The sequence below is a fragment of the Yersinia sp. 1652 StPb PI genome, assembly GCF_041538345.1.
GTDB classification, from domain to species: Bacteria; Pseudomonadota; Gammaproteobacteria; order Enterobacterales; family Enterobacteriaceae; genus Yersinia; species Yersinia enterocolitica_E.
This window is the reverse complement of record NZ_JAULSM010000001.1, coordinates 1,417,688-1,430,930: the sequence shown is the minus strand read 5'-3', so window position 1 is coordinate 1,430,930 and position 13,243 is coordinate 1,417,688. Positions and strand designations below refer to the sequence as shown.

Below are 13,243 nucleotides of genomic sequence, written 5' to 3'. Positions count from 1 at the left end.
CAGCCACCGGAGCGTACACCTGGTGTTGTAAAAGCCAAGGTTCGTGAGGATGGCGAGCACTGCCCTGGTTCAAAATGGCAAACAAGATAGCCCTTACTTGATAACAAGGATAAATGAAACATGAATAACGCATTAGGTTTAGTCGAAACCAAAGGTCTGGTCGCTGCTATCGAAGCGGCTGATGCCATGGTCAAATCCGCCAACGTACAACTGGTGGGCTACGAAAAAATCGGCTCCGGTCTGGTCACCGTAATGGTACGTGGCGATGTCGGCGCAGTAAAAGCCGCTGTTGATGCCGGTTCTGCGGCTGCCAGCGCGGTGGGTGAAGTGAAATCCTGCCATGTGATCCCACGCCCACACAGCGATGTAGAAGCCATTTTACCGACCTCTGCCTAAGGGTAAGAAGAGGAGCACAGCGTGAAAACGTCACTGGGTTTACTTGAAGTTAGCGGTCTAGCGCTGGCGATCAGTGCGGCGGATGCGATGGCAAAATCAGCATCTATCAACCTGATAGGTATAGAAAAAACCAATGGTTCTGGCTGGATGTTAATTCGTCTGACCGGTGATGTGGCCTCGGTGCAGGCGGCAATCAGTACCGGTGCCGCCTTTGCCGAACTGCATCACGGATTGGTGTCGCGCGCGGTTCTGGCCCGTCCGACAAAAGCCCTGTTGGCCTATTGGCTGACAGAGACTGTTGAGGTCACGGCCCCCGAAATCGCTGTGGCGATAGAGCCAGTTGTCGTTACAGCGCCCATTAACGAAGAGACGGAAGCAGCAGAGACTCAGCCCGCTGCGGCTACCGCCACAGATGATGTACCTGAACCTGTCTTTAGTGCTGAAAAAATCAGCACCGAAGAAAGTAGTGTGGAAAGTGAGGCTCTAATCGCTCCCCGGGTGAGCTGTAATCTCTGCCTCGATCCGGCTTGCCGACGCCATAAAGGCGAGCCTCGCTTTCGCTGTATCCACTTGGGTAAACGAGGAAAAGTCTGATGGAAAAAGCGTTACTGGAACCCGTTGTCAATAAGATCCTCGACGAAATGCGTCTTCGTCCGATCCCACTTGGGGTTTCCAACCGACACCTGCATCTTTCGGTGCAGGACTACCAACGGCTGTTCCCGCAGCAGCCGATTACTGAAAAGAAAGCGCTGCTCCAGCCCGGCCAGTACGCCGCCGAACAGACGGTAACGCTGGTCGGGCCGAAAGGCAGCCTGAAAAATGTGCGTATTCTTGGCCCGTTGCGTAGCCACAGCCAGGTGGAGATCTCCCGTACCGATGCACGCACGCTGGGTATCAATGCCCCTCTGCGGATGTCTGGCAATCTGGACGATACCCCTGCCATCACGTTAGTCAGCCCGTTCGCTGAGCTGACGTTACCCCATGGGGTGATTGTGGCACTGCGCCATATTCATATGTCGCCGCTGGATGCCCTTATCTACCGGGTAAAACACGGTGACCGGGTACAAGTTGCCATTCAGGGCAGTGGCCGTCGCCTGATACTGGATGATGTGGCGATCCGCGTTTCACCCCAAATGAAACTGGAAATGCATATCGATACCGACGAGGCCAATGCGGCGGGTGCCGACGACCCTGCGGCATTTGCCACGATATTAACCTCATCAGGGACAACGCGGCCATGAATCTGACTCAGGCGCAAACCGAACAACTGGTCAGCCAGATTGTCACGCGGTTAGTTGAGCGCGAACGCCGGGTTCACGCCCTGCTACTGCCTCAATTGCGCGCCGGGCTTGATCCATCGGTATTCGTACACCATGCCACGCTGCATCTGATGTTGCCAGACCTGGCATTTATCCACCGACTGGCGCAGTTCGATACCACCTGCCCTGCGGTGGCGGCGCTAAACGAGGCATGGTCGTGGGGCATGAAAGTGCATATCAGCTTACATCGCCAACTACTGGCTGCTCTGCCCTGTGCCGCGCTGCACTCATTGCCGCTCAGTTTCAGCGACAGTCAGGGCGTTGCTATACGGTTGCACGCGGGCAAGGTTCTAAGTTATCGCGATATCGCCACTCTCGACTCCGGCTGGCTACTCATTGCAAGCCACACGCTGGTTACACCGCTGGCGCAGGACACCGTGTCAGCCCGTCACATTCAACTGTTAAGGCAGGAGTAAATCATGCAACTGGCCAGAGTGGTAGGTTCCGTGGTCTCAACGCAAAAATCACCCACGTTGATCGGTAGGAAGCTGCTGCTGGTGCGCCGTGTTGCCGGTGATGGCTCACTGCCACCCGACAGCAAAACGCCGGACGAAGTGGCCGTCGATTCGGTCGGTGCCGGTCAGGGCGATTTGGTCTTGCTGTCAGGCGGTTCCAGTGCCAGACGGGTATTTTCCGAGCCGAATGATGCCATCGATTTGGCGATTGTCGCCATCGTCGATGAATGTTCTTACTGATGATTAATGTTCTTACTGATTGAACGGGGACCTTATGAGCATTTATACCAAAACCGGCGATGCGGGCACCACTGCCCTGTTCACCGGACAACGTGTGAAAAAGAGCCATCCCCGGGTGGAAACTTACGGCACGCTGGATGAACTCAATGCAGCACTGAGCTTGTGTGCCCGCGTGACGCAGGGCGAGGAAAACCGTCAATTACTCGATGCCATACAACATCAGTTGTTTTATTTCAGCGCTGAATTGGCAAGCGAAGGTATCGAAACACCGCCTGCCGGGCGCAAAAGCATTAATGAACCCGAGATCCAAGCGCTGGAGCAAGCCGTAGACCGCTGTATGGCGGGGCTGCCACCGGTACAGGGTTTTATTCTGCCGGGTAGCAGTGAAGCCGGTAGCCGATTGCATTTTGCCCGCACTCTGGCACGGCGCTGTGAACGGCGGCTGATTGAACTGGCTGAACAAGTCCCGGTACGCCCGGTGTTATTGCAATACCTAAACCGTTTATCGGATTGCCTGTATGCACTGGCTCGTGATGAAGACCAGCGCCAACAGTTACAACACACCACGCAAACCGTGGTGGCCCGTTATCTGGCGGCAACAGCACTCCCTCCAGCCACAAGTCAGCCACAAACAGCGGCCTCTCTGGGATTTTCTGATGTTCATCAGTTAGTTAAATTGGCGGTCGATGCCGCTATGAAATTACAAATTGCCGTGGTCGTGGCACTGACTGACCGCCACGGCAACATGATTATGACCTACCGCATGCCAGACACCTTGCTGGTCAGCAGCGAACTGGCACCGAAAAAAGCCTGGACCGCTGTGGCGATGAAAACGGCAACTCACCAACTTAGCGACGCCGTACAACCGGGGGCCGACCTGTTCCAGCTTGAGGCCAGTACCGGTGGCAAAGTGGTGAGCTTTGGTGGTGGCTACCCGCTATGGCGTAACGGCCAATTGGTGGGGGGCTTAGGCATCAGCGGCGGTAGCGTCGAACAAGATATGCACATAGCAGAAGCGGCCATATCGGCTTTACATCTGAGGAATGAATAATGAATACCAATGACCTTGAATCTCTCATTCGCACTATCCTCATTGAGCAACTGACGCCCACACCCGCGTCTGCCTCCAGCGCCATTTTTGCCAGCGTGGATGAAGCTGTCAATGCCGCTCATAACGCATTTTTGCGTTATCAACAAAGCCCGATGAAAACCCGCAGCGCGATTATCCGCGCCCTGCGTGAACAGCTAAAAGCACAGTTGCCTTCACTATCAGAACGCGGTGCCAGTGAAACCGGCATGGGGAATAAAGAAGATAAGTTGCTGAAAAACAAAGCCGCGTTAGAAAACACCCCAGGTATTGAAGATTTGTCCACCACGGCGCTGACCGGCGATGGCGGCATGGTGTTATTCGAATACTCGCCTTTTGGCGTGATAGGTTCCGTTGCCCCTAGCACTAACCCAACCGAAACCATTATTAATAACAGCATCAGTATGTTAGCTGCCGGTAATGCCATCTATTTTAGCCCACACCCAGGCGCTAAATCGGTATCACTGGATTTAATCGCCCAAATTGAAGAGATAATCTTCAACAGTTGCGGCATTCGCAATCTGGTAGTGACAGTGAAAGAGCCAAGCTTTGAAGCCACTCAGCAGATGATGGCGCACGACAAAATCGCCTTGCTGGCTATCACTGGCGGGCCTGCCATTGTGGCGATGGGCATGAAGAGCGGCAAAAAAGTGATTGGGGCGGGGGCCGGTAACCCACCTTGTCTGGTGGATGAAACGGCTGAATTGGTAAAAGCGGCGCAGGATATCGTGGCAGGAGCCTCATTCGATAATAACCTGCCCTGTATCGCTGAAAAGAGCCTGATTGTGGTGGAAAGTGTTGCCGATCGGTTGTTGCAACAGATGCAAGCCTTCGATGCATTACTTATCAGTAATCCGCAAGAGGTCGACAGCCTGCGCAAAGCCTGCCTGACCCCTCAAGGCCACGCCAATAAGAATCTGGTCGGTAAAAGCCCGCTTGAACTGCTGAAAGCGGCGGGTATCGCTTGTCCGGCCAAAGCACCGCGCTTGCTGCTGGTTGAAGTAGCCGGTGACGATCCTCTGGTCACTACCGAACAACTGATGCCGCTGTTACCGGTGGTCCGGGTAAAGGATTTTGATGCTGGCCTGACGCTGGCACTGCAAGTGGAAGGCGGCCTGCACCATACCGCCACCATGCACTCACAAAATGTCTCACGCCTGAATCTGGCCGCCCGACTGTTACAAACCTCTATTTTTGTTAAAAACGGCCCGTCCTATGCCGGGATAGGCGTCGGCGGTGAAGGCTTTACCACCTTTACCATCGCCACCCCGACCGGAGAAGGCACCACCTCGGCTCGCACCTTTGCGCGCCAGCGTCGCTGTGTGCTGACTAACGGTTTTTCCATTCGCTGAGCGAGGACGTATGAAGACTTTTTTCCTGCAAACACGTATTTACAGCGGGGAAGGCAGCCTTAAGGTGCTGCAACGCTTCCATCAGCGCAAAATCTGGATTGTCTGCGATGGCTTTCTGGCCACCTCGCCGTTGCTGGATCGCTTAAAACAGTCGCTGGCAGAGGATAACCAAATCAGTCTGTTCAGCGACATTACGCCGGACCCGAACATTAACACCGTGGTTAAGGGCATTGAGCAGATGCATGCCTTGCGCCCCGATGTGGTGATTGGTTTTGGTGGTGGCTCCGCGCTAGATGCAGCAAAAGCTATTGTCTGGTTCAGTCGTAAACAGGGGATAGAGATCGAGACCTGTATTGCTATCCCGACCACCAGCGGCACGGGTTCAGAAGTGACCAGTGCCTGTGTAATCAGCGACCCGGAAAAGAGTATTAAATACCCGCTGTTTGACGATGAGATTTACCCGGACATCGCCATTCTGGACCCGGCTCTGGTGGTTACCGTGCCGCCAGTTATCACCGCCAATACCGGGTTGGATGTGTTGACTCACGCACTGGAAGCCTATGTTTCACCACGTGCCAGTGACTTTACTGATGCGCTGGCAGAAAAAGCGGTGCAGTTGGTGTTCCGCCATCTGCCCACCGCTTGCCGCAAAGGCGATTGCCTGATTACCCGAGGCAAGATGCACAATGCTTCCACGCTGGCTGGCATGGCATTCAGCCAGGCTGGTCTGGGCATCAATCATGCTATCGCGCACCAGTTGGGGGGGCAATTTCATATCGCGCACGGTTTGGCGAATGCCTTGCTATTGGTGCCGGTGATTCGCTTTAACGCGCTTGATGCACGGGCATGTAAACGCTATGCGCGATTGGCAAAACTGTGCCATTTCAGTGCGGCAAATAGCGATGAGCGCAGTGCAGTTAACCAATTGGTCCATCAGATTGAACAACTCAAACGTCAATGCGGATTACCTCAGCCGCTGGCCGCGATGAAAATCAATGAAGGCCAGTTAGAGCAACGCATTCCCGACATAATTACCGCCGCACTTGCCGACGTGACACTGCGCACTAACCCGCGTGCGGCTGACGGCAATGATATCCGTGGGATTATCGAGGCGCTTTATGAGTGACCTACACATTGCGGATACCTGCTTGCTACCCGCCTACGGTGAACTGGCTGATTGTGATGCCGTGACTATTCAGCAACGGGTTCAGCACGCTGGCGTGGTCGGTGCCGGAGGTGCTGGTTTCCCAACGGCGGTGAAGCTACAAGCGCAGGCCGAGATTTTTCTGGTCAATGCGGCTGAGTGCGAACCAATGCTGAAAGTGGATCAGCAGTTGATGCCGCGCCAGGCAGCCCGACTGGTGCGCGGTGTGCTGTATGGCATGAGAGCCACCGGCGCGCGGGAAGGCATCATCGCCTTGAAAGCCAAATATAGTGAGGCGATTGCCGCACTAACCCCCTTGCTACCATCACAAATCCGGCTGCACATTCTGCCCGATGTCTATCCCGCCGGTGATGAGGTTATCACTATCTGGCTGGCAACCGGTCGCCGGGTGCCACCTGCGGCGCTGCCGGTCAGCATCGGTGTGGTAGTGAATAATGTGCAAACACTACTCAATGTGGCGCGGGCGGTGGAACAGCAGTGGCCGGTGACTCGCCGCACCCTGACCGTAAATGGTGCGGTGGCGAAACCCTTAACCCTGACGGTACCGCTGGGTACCCCGCTGCGCGAAGTTCTGGCGCTGGCAGGAGGGGCTACCATCAACAATCCGGCCTATATCAATGGCGGGCCGATGATGGGCCATGCCCTGCATGACCTTGACCAACCGGTAACCAAAACTACCGGTGGCCTACTGGTACTGCCCGCTGATCACTTACTGATTACCCGCCGCGCCCGCAGCGACCAGGATGTGTTAGCCATTGCTCGTGCCGTATGTGAGCAGTGCCGCATGTGTACCGAGTTATGCCCGCGCCACTTGATTGGCCATGAGCTACCCCCGCATCTGCTGGTGCGCGCGATAACCTACCAACAAGTTGCCACACCAGACATTTTACTCAGCGCCCTGACCTGCTCGGAATGCGGGCTATGTGAAAGCTACGCCTGCCCGGTAGATATCTCACCGATGCGCATTAACCGCCTGCTGAAAACGCAGTTGCGGGCGCAAGGTGCCCGCTATCAAGGGGCGCTACGTGAGGCCGATCCGATGGCTAATTACCGCATGGTACCGATATCAAGGCTGATTGCCCGTCTGGATCTCACCGACTGGTATCAAGCTGCGCCATTCAGCGAACAAGGCTACCGACCACAACAGGTGGTACTGCCATTGCGCCAGCATATCGGGGCTGCCGCCGAACCCGTGGTCACGGTCGGCGAACGGGTCGATCACGGTCAACTTATTGGCCAAATTCCGAATAACGCGTTAGGCGCACCGGTGCATGCCAGTATCAGCGGCACGGTCACGGCCATCAGCGCAAATGCCATCACCATTAAACGGGCTGATGTTTATTAAAAGGAAGGGCTATGTCACAAGCCATTGGAATTGTTGAATTAAGCAGTATCGCCAAGGGCATGGAGGTCTGCGACTTGATGCTGAAAAGCGCTAACGTCAGCCTATTGGTGAGCAAAACCCTGTGCCCCGGTAAATATCTGTTGATGGTCGGTGGCGATATCGGTGCCGTCACCCAGTCGGTACAAAACGGCGAGCGGCACAGCGGGCATCTGTTGGTCGATAGCATCGTCCTGCCCAACCTTCATCCATCCGTATTACCGGCGATCAGCGGCCTGAATACGGTGGAAAATCGTCAAGCGGCGGGTGTGGTGGAAACCTGGAGTGTGGCGGCCTGTATTACTGCCGCCGACCGTGCGGTTAAAGCGGCCAATGTCACGCTGGTGCGCATCCATATGGCGTTTGGCATCGGCGGCAAATGTTATCAAGTGCTCAGCGGCGATATTGCTGATGTACAAACTGCCGTGGACGTTGCCAGCCAGTGTGCCGGTGAGAAGGGATTATTGGTTTACAGCTCAGTGATCCCACGGCCCCATGAGGCGCTATGGCGTCAGTTAGTTCAGGAGGCATGATGGAAAAGAGCAGCACCCCCGAGCGCGTAATTCAGGAATATGTTCCCGGTAAACAGATAACCCTGGCGCATCTGATAGCCAATCCTAATAAGGCACTTTACAAAAAACTGGGGCTGAATGATGTCAGTAGCGCCATTGGCATTCTGACCATTACCCCTAGCGAAGCCTCGATTATTGCCAGTGATATCGCCACCAAATCCGGTGCGGTTGAGATTGGTTTTATCGACCGTTTCACCGGTGCGGTGGTGTTTACTGGTGATGTGTCAGCGGTGGAATATGCGCTGAAACAGGTGATCCACACCCTCGGCGACATGATGAAATTTACCGCCTGCCCAATGACCCGGACCTGATGCCATGCAACGCATCATGTTGATTGGCCCTAGCCAGTGCGGCAAAACCTCGCTTATCCAGCGTTTGCAGGGTGAGGCGCTTAATTACCAGAAAACCCAAGCCATTATCTGGCAGGACAATGCCATTGATACTCCCGGTGAATACCTGGAAAACCGCTGTTTATACAGTGCGTTACTGGCAAGCGCCTGTGAAGCGGATGTGGTGGGGCTGGTACAAAATGCGGATGCGACCCAAAGCTGGTTTGCCCCGATGTTGGCGCAGGTTTTCAACCAGCCGGTCATTGGCATTATCAGTAAAGCCGACACCGTTAACCACCCAGACCAATTGCGTTGGGCTGCTGACAGCCTCACGCAGGCGGGCGCACAACACCTATTTGTGACCTCGGCGCTGAGCGGTGAGGGATTAACCGACCTTATTACTTATTTGAATCATTCTGGAGAGTCGCATGCCCGGTAAGATTATGGCGATTAACGCCGGCAGTTCTTCGTTGAAGTTTCAGTTGTTTTCCTTACCTGATGAAAAAGTGATCTGTCAGGGATTAATCGAACGTATCGGTATGGATGATGCGATATTTAACCTCCGCGCCACAGATGTGAAATGGCGCGAGATTCTGCCTATCGCCGATTGCCGCCAAGGTGCTGAACACCTACTTCACGCGCTGATTGAACACAATATTATTGATTCACTGGATGAAATTACCGGTGTCGGCCATCGTGTCGCGCACGGCGGTGAAGCATTCGCCGATTCGGTCGTGATAACCCCCGAGGTGCTGGATAAGATAGAGCAGCTTGGCGCACTGGCCCCCCTGCATAATCCGATTAATGCGCTCGGTATCCGGGTGTTCCAACATGCCCTGCCCCATGCCAGCGCGGTGGCGGTATTTGATACTGCATTCCACCAAACGCTGAGCCAGACCGCCTATTTGTATCCATTACCGTGGCGTTACTATGAAGAGCTGGGTATTCGCCGTTATGGTTTCCATGGCACCAGTCATAAATATGTCAGTGCCGTTTGCGCCGAACGAATGGGGCGGCCCTTAGAAGAACTGCGCATTGTCTCCTGCCATCTTGGCAACGGCTCCAGCATTTGTGCTATCGGCAACGGCCAGTCGGTGAATACCTCGATGGGCTTCACCCCGCAGGCCGGTATCATGATGGGCACCCGCAGCGGTGATATTGACCCCTCCATCCTACCGTTTATTCAGCAAGCGGAAGGAAAAAGCGCCAGTGAAATCAACCATTTGATTAATAACCAGTCCGGCTTGCTGGGTGTCTCCGGCATCTCACACGATTATCGCGATGTCGAACATGCCGCCGCCAATGGCAACCCGCGCGCTAAAGTGGCGCTCGACCTGTTTGCCGAACGTATCCGCGCGATGATTGGCAGCTATATCGTACAACTGGGCGGAATTGATGCACTGATATTTACCGGCGGTATCGGTGAAAATGCCCGCACAGCCCGCCAGCAGATCTGCCGTGGTTTAGCTTTTCTCGGTATCGAGTTGGACGAAGAGAAAAATATCAACAATCAACCATTTATCCAACATGACTCGGCGCCGGTACAGATTGCTATCGTCAATACCAATGAAGAATTAATGATTGCCCGTGATGTCATTCGCGTGGCCCTGAATCTGCCGGTACAACCGGCCCTCGCCGCACAATGAGAGGCAATATGAAAAGTGGGAAAGTTTGGTTGGTAGGCGCCGGGCCTGGGGATGCCGCGCTGATTACGGTGAAGGGATTACATGTTATTCGTCGCGCTGACGCGTTGGTCTATGACCGTTTGGTGTGTGCTGAGTTACTGGCAGAAGCCCCTGATGGTTGTGAAATGATCAATGTGGGCAAAAACCCCAACCACCATTTGGTGCCACAAACAGAAATCAATCAAATTCTGGTTGATTGCGCCCAACGTGGGCTAAATGTGGTGCGACTCAAAGGTGGTGATCCTTATGTCTTTGGGCGCGGTGGTGAAGAGGCTGAAACACTGGCGTTGGCGGGTATTCCGTTTGAGGTAGTTCCAGGGATAAGCTCCGCCATTGGCGGGTTGGCTTATGCCGGTATTCCGGTAACACATCGTGATTATGCCTCAGGCTTTCATGTGATAACCGGCCATTTGCGCCAAGGCAACGAGCCGCAGGACTGGGCAACATTAGCCAAGCTGGAAGGTACGCTGATTATCCTGATGGGAATGACACAACTGACAACCATTTGCCAGCAATTGGTCGCCGGGGGGAAAGCCCCCACGACCCCTGCCGCCGTGGTGATGTACGCCAGCCACCAGCAGCAACAAGTTGCCAGCGGCACATTGCTTACATTAGCCGATCAAGTTGCCGCACAGGGTTTATCGGCACCGGCGCTGATTGTCATTGGCGACGTGGTTCGCCTACGAGATGTGCTCGCCTTCACGCCGGAGCTATTGTCGCTAAACGCCATTCCCTCGCTGATATACCCAAAGTCATTGGCGTTGTAGGTAGGCTGCAAGTAAACGCATCCCTATGAGCTTATTCATATAGGGTCAACGACAAGTAAGTGATTCGGGTGCGTGAGTGTAGCGAACAACCCTACAGCATCCAGGACGAAGGGTATGGTACTCTAAACGCACAAGCTATATAGGGGAATAGAGTAGCAATGAGTGAGCATGGTGGGAATGTGCTGGAAATGGCACTGAAAATCGGCACAGATGCAGCCAATATCGTTGACTTCAGTGCCAATATTAATCCGCAGGGCATGCCGGGATCCTTGAAAACGGCGATTATCGAACAATTGGCCCGTGCCGAACACTATCCTGATGTTGAGTATCGCCAATTACACGCAGCGCTGGCCCGCGCTCACCACTGCCTGCCAGAGAATATTATGGCCGGCAATGGTGCCACTGAGCTGATTTACGCAGTGGTGCAACATCTGCAACCCCGCACTGCGGTACTGTTGACTCCGGGCTTTGCTGAGTACCGCCGCGCCCTGCAACGGGTCGGCTGCCAGATTCATGATTATCAGATGAGTGAGTCAGATGGCTATCAGCCCGATGAACGCCTACTGGCGCTATTAGCCCAACAGCGCCCAGACTGCCTATTTCTGGCGACACCCAATAACCCGACCGGCCTGATGCCTGATGCCAAATTGCTGCAAGCCATTGTGCAGTGTTGCCATCAGCACCATATTGCTTTAATTATCGATGAAGCTTTTATCGATTTCTTGCCAGATGCGCCGGGGCTTACCCCTCAATTAGCGGATTTCCCACACTTATACTTGTTACGCTCACTGACCAAGTTCTTTGCCATTCCCGGGTTGCGCCTCGGTTATCTGCTCAGTGGTGACCTGGCGGCGCTGGCGCAAATGAAACAGCACCGCGAGCCTTGGACTATCAATGCTTTTGCCGCACTGGCGGGTGAGATTATTCTCGATGACCAACCTTATATTCAAGCCACACATCAATGGTTGGCGCAGCAGCGACCTTGGTTATATCAGCATTTAGCCGCCCTGCCCGCGTTGCAGGTGTGGCAAGGGTGCGCCAATTATATTTTCCTGCGCTGCCTTAAACCTGAACTTAATCTGCAACACGCGCTATTAAAGCACCATATTCTGATCCGCCATTGTGCTAATTACCCCGGTCTAACCCGCGACCACTATCGTGTAGCCATTAAAAGCGCGGCAGATAACCAACGGCTGATCAATGCCTTACAGCAGGTCTTTGGTCATGGCTGAAGCCCGTTGCCCGGCCTCTTGTGGTGAGCTGATTCAGGGCTGGATACTGGGGGGGGAGAAGCTTATCTCCTGCCCGGTAAACTGGTTTAGTACGGTTTCGGTGACCGATGGCGTACCGGGCAAGAATGAACGCCCACGCATGCGCCAGATGTTGGCGGCGGTACTGGCCTATTTTGGCCAACCGGCACAGATGGCTAATGGCCTGCACATCAGTTTTGATTCCACCATTCCGGTAGCAAAAGGACTTGCCAGCAGTACCGCCGATATCGCCGCCACCGCACTGGCAACCGCCCGCCATCTCGGTGAAACACTCAATGAAGCCGCACTGGCAGCACTGTGTGTCAGGCTGGAACCGACTGACAGCACCCTGTTTCAACAACTGACACTGTTTGACCACCAAACTGCCGCAACACAAATCTCTTATAACTGGCAGCCAGCGGTAGATATTTTGTTACTGGAAAGCCCACAGATTCTCAAAACCGAGGATTACCACCGACGTGATCGTCAACCGGCGCTGTTAGCCAGTGCCATCTCACTGGAACGGGCATGGCAACTGTTTACCCAAGCCGCCGAGCGCCGCGATTGTTCACTGCTGGGCCAGGCCACCACATTGAGTGCGCAAGCCAGCCAGCGTTTACTGGTAAAACCTGACTTTAGCGCCCTGCTGAGGCTAGTGGAGGAGTTGGATTTATACGGGTTGAACGTAGCCCACAGTGGCAGCGTGGTTGGATTATTGCTTGACCGTCAACGGCATGACGTGGAGCAGGTGTTCTGGCAATTGCAGCAGCGCAATATCAACCGCCACTACCCCCGCCAACACCTGTTAACCATGGTGCCCGGTGGCGTGCGTTAGCCCGTAATTCAGCATCAAGCCATGATAGCGAAAAATTGAGAATCATCTGAACCAGAATATCCATGTAAACCTCACTGTTATTAACCTGCCGCTTACCATTTTTATGTAATTCTGTTTGTCTTGCCCCTCAAAATCATGACTTCAGTCACAAACAGGGAATGCAGCTATTTTGTCCATGTAAATAGCATTCATGTATATGGGGGAAACTGCTATCAAGGTATTAGATCCCACCAGCAGGAAATGTAGTGAAGATGTAAAATCTGTTTCCTGTTAAATCTTCATTTTTTTAAAAACATAAATAAAATTCATGTAATACAGCATGCTGATTATTGCACCAATACCTTAAATAACAATTACCTCAACCTACATGAGTTCCGGGAGCCTTAAATGAAAAAATTGAGTGTGAAAAC

Annotated in this window: 16 protein-coding genes; all 16 read left to right on the top strand. The window is 53.9% G+C overall.

Going from position 1 to position 13,243, the window contains the following annotated elements; all coding sequences use genetic code 11:
• Positions 1–120: 120 nt before the first annotated feature.
• The 16 genes from pduJ (at position 121) to Q2T71_RS06455 (ending at position 12,833) form a co-directional block, all read left to right on the top strand.
• On the top strand, positions 121–396 hold the full coding sequence (gene pduJ / locus Q2T71_RS06530) for a propanediol utilization microcompartment protein PduJ (RefSeq protein ID WP_004090424.1): 276 nt from the start codon (positions 121–123) through the stop codon (positions 394–396).
• A gap of 21 nt (positions 397–417) precedes the next feature.
• Positions 418–990, top strand: coding sequence for a BMC domain-containing protein (locus Q2T71_RS06525; RefSeq protein ID WP_372558488.1), 573 nt, complete (start codon positions 418–420; stop codon positions 988–990).
• On the top strand, positions 990–1,637 hold the full coding sequence (locus tag Q2T71_RS06520) for a phosphate propanoyltransferase (protein ID WP_050084484.1): 648 nt from the start codon (positions 990–992) through the stop codon (positions 1,635–1,637). The genes Q2T71_RS06525 and Q2T71_RS06520 overlap by 1 nt, the downstream gene beginning before the upstream one ends.
• A complete protein-coding gene (pduM, locus tag Q2T71_RS06515; RefSeq protein ID WP_083159274.1) occupies positions 1,634–2,131 on the top strand; it encodes a microcompartment protein PduM in 498 nt (165 codons plus the stop codon). Before Q2T71_RS06520 ends, pduM begins: the two co-directional genes overlap by 4 nt.
• A gap of 3 nt (positions 2,132–2,134) precedes the next feature.
• Complete coding sequence (locus Q2T71_RS06510) at positions 2,135–2,410, top strand: EutN/CcmL family microcompartment protein (protein ID WP_005185294.1); 276 nt, start codon at positions 2,135–2,137, stop codon at positions 2,408–2,410.
• A gap of 34 nt (positions 2,411–2,444) precedes the next feature.
• Positions 2,445–3,461, top strand: a complete 1,017-nt coding sequence (locus Q2T71_RS06505; protein ID WP_372558487.1) for a cob(I)yrinic acid a,c-diamide adenosyltransferase — start codon at positions 2,445–2,447, stop codon at positions 3,459–3,461.
• The gene (locus Q2T71_RS06500) at positions 3,461–4,849 is read left to right on the top strand and encodes an aldehyde dehydrogenase family protein (RefSeq protein ID WP_083159276.1); all 1,389 of its coding nucleotides are present in this window, start codon (positions 3,461–3,463) and stop codon (positions 4,847–4,849) included. The genes Q2T71_RS06505 and Q2T71_RS06500 overlap by 1 nt, the downstream gene beginning before the upstream one ends.
• Positions 4,850–4,859: 10 nt before the next feature.
• Positions 4,860–5,975 (top strand): 1-propanol dehydrogenase PduQ, encoded by a 1,116-nt coding sequence (locus tag Q2T71_RS06495; RefSeq protein ID WP_372558486.1) that lies wholly within the window; start codon positions 4,860–4,862, stop codon positions 5,973–5,975.
• Positions 5,968–7,359, top strand: coding sequence for a 4Fe-4S dicluster domain-containing protein (locus Q2T71_RS06490; RefSeq protein WP_372558485.1), 1,392 nt, complete (start codon positions 5,968–5,970; stop codon positions 7,357–7,359). Before Q2T71_RS06495 ends, Q2T71_RS06490 begins: the two co-directional genes overlap by 8 nt.
• An 11-nt stretch (positions 7,360–7,370) precedes the next feature.
• Positions 7,371–7,928, top strand: a complete 558-nt coding sequence (locus tag Q2T71_RS06485) for a BMC domain-containing protein (protein WP_005185285.1) — start codon at positions 7,371–7,373, stop codon at positions 7,926–7,928.
• Positions 7,928–8,278, top strand: a complete 351-nt coding sequence (gene pduU / locus Q2T71_RS06480; protein ID WP_032813079.1) for a propanediol utilization microcompartment protein PduU — start codon at positions 7,928–7,930, stop codon at positions 8,276–8,278. Before Q2T71_RS06485 ends, pduU begins: the two co-directional genes overlap by 1 nt.
• Before the next feature lie 4 nt (positions 8,279–8,282).
• Positions 8,283–8,735, top strand: a complete 453-nt coding sequence (locus Q2T71_RS06475; protein ID WP_372558484.1) for a EutP/PduV family microcompartment system protein — start codon at positions 8,283–8,285, stop codon at positions 8,733–8,735.
• Positions 8,725–9,942 (top strand): acetate/propionate family kinase, encoded by a 1,218-nt coding sequence (locus Q2T71_RS06470; RefSeq protein ID WP_372558483.1) that lies wholly within the window; start codon positions 8,725–8,727, stop codon positions 9,940–9,942. Before Q2T71_RS06475 ends, Q2T71_RS06470 begins: the two co-directional genes overlap by 11 nt.
• Before the next feature lie 8 nt (positions 9,943–9,950).
• On the top strand, positions 9,951–10,748 hold the full coding sequence (gene cobA / locus Q2T71_RS06465) for a uroporphyrinogen-III C-methyltransferase (protein ID WP_372558482.1): 798 nt from the start codon (positions 9,951–9,953) through the stop codon (positions 10,746–10,748).
• Between the two features lie 158 nt (positions 10,749–10,906).
• Entirely contained in the window at positions 10,907–11,980 is a 1,074-nt protein-coding gene (gene cobD / locus Q2T71_RS06460) for a threonine-phosphate decarboxylase CobD (RefSeq protein WP_372558481.1), read from the top strand.
• Complete coding sequence (locus tag Q2T71_RS06455; protein ID WP_372558480.1) at positions 11,973–12,833, top strand: GHMP kinase; 861 nt, start codon at positions 11,973–11,975, stop codon at positions 12,831–12,833. Before cobD ends, Q2T71_RS06455 begins: the two co-directional genes overlap by 8 nt.
• Positions 12,834–13,243 lie beyond the last annotated feature (410 nt).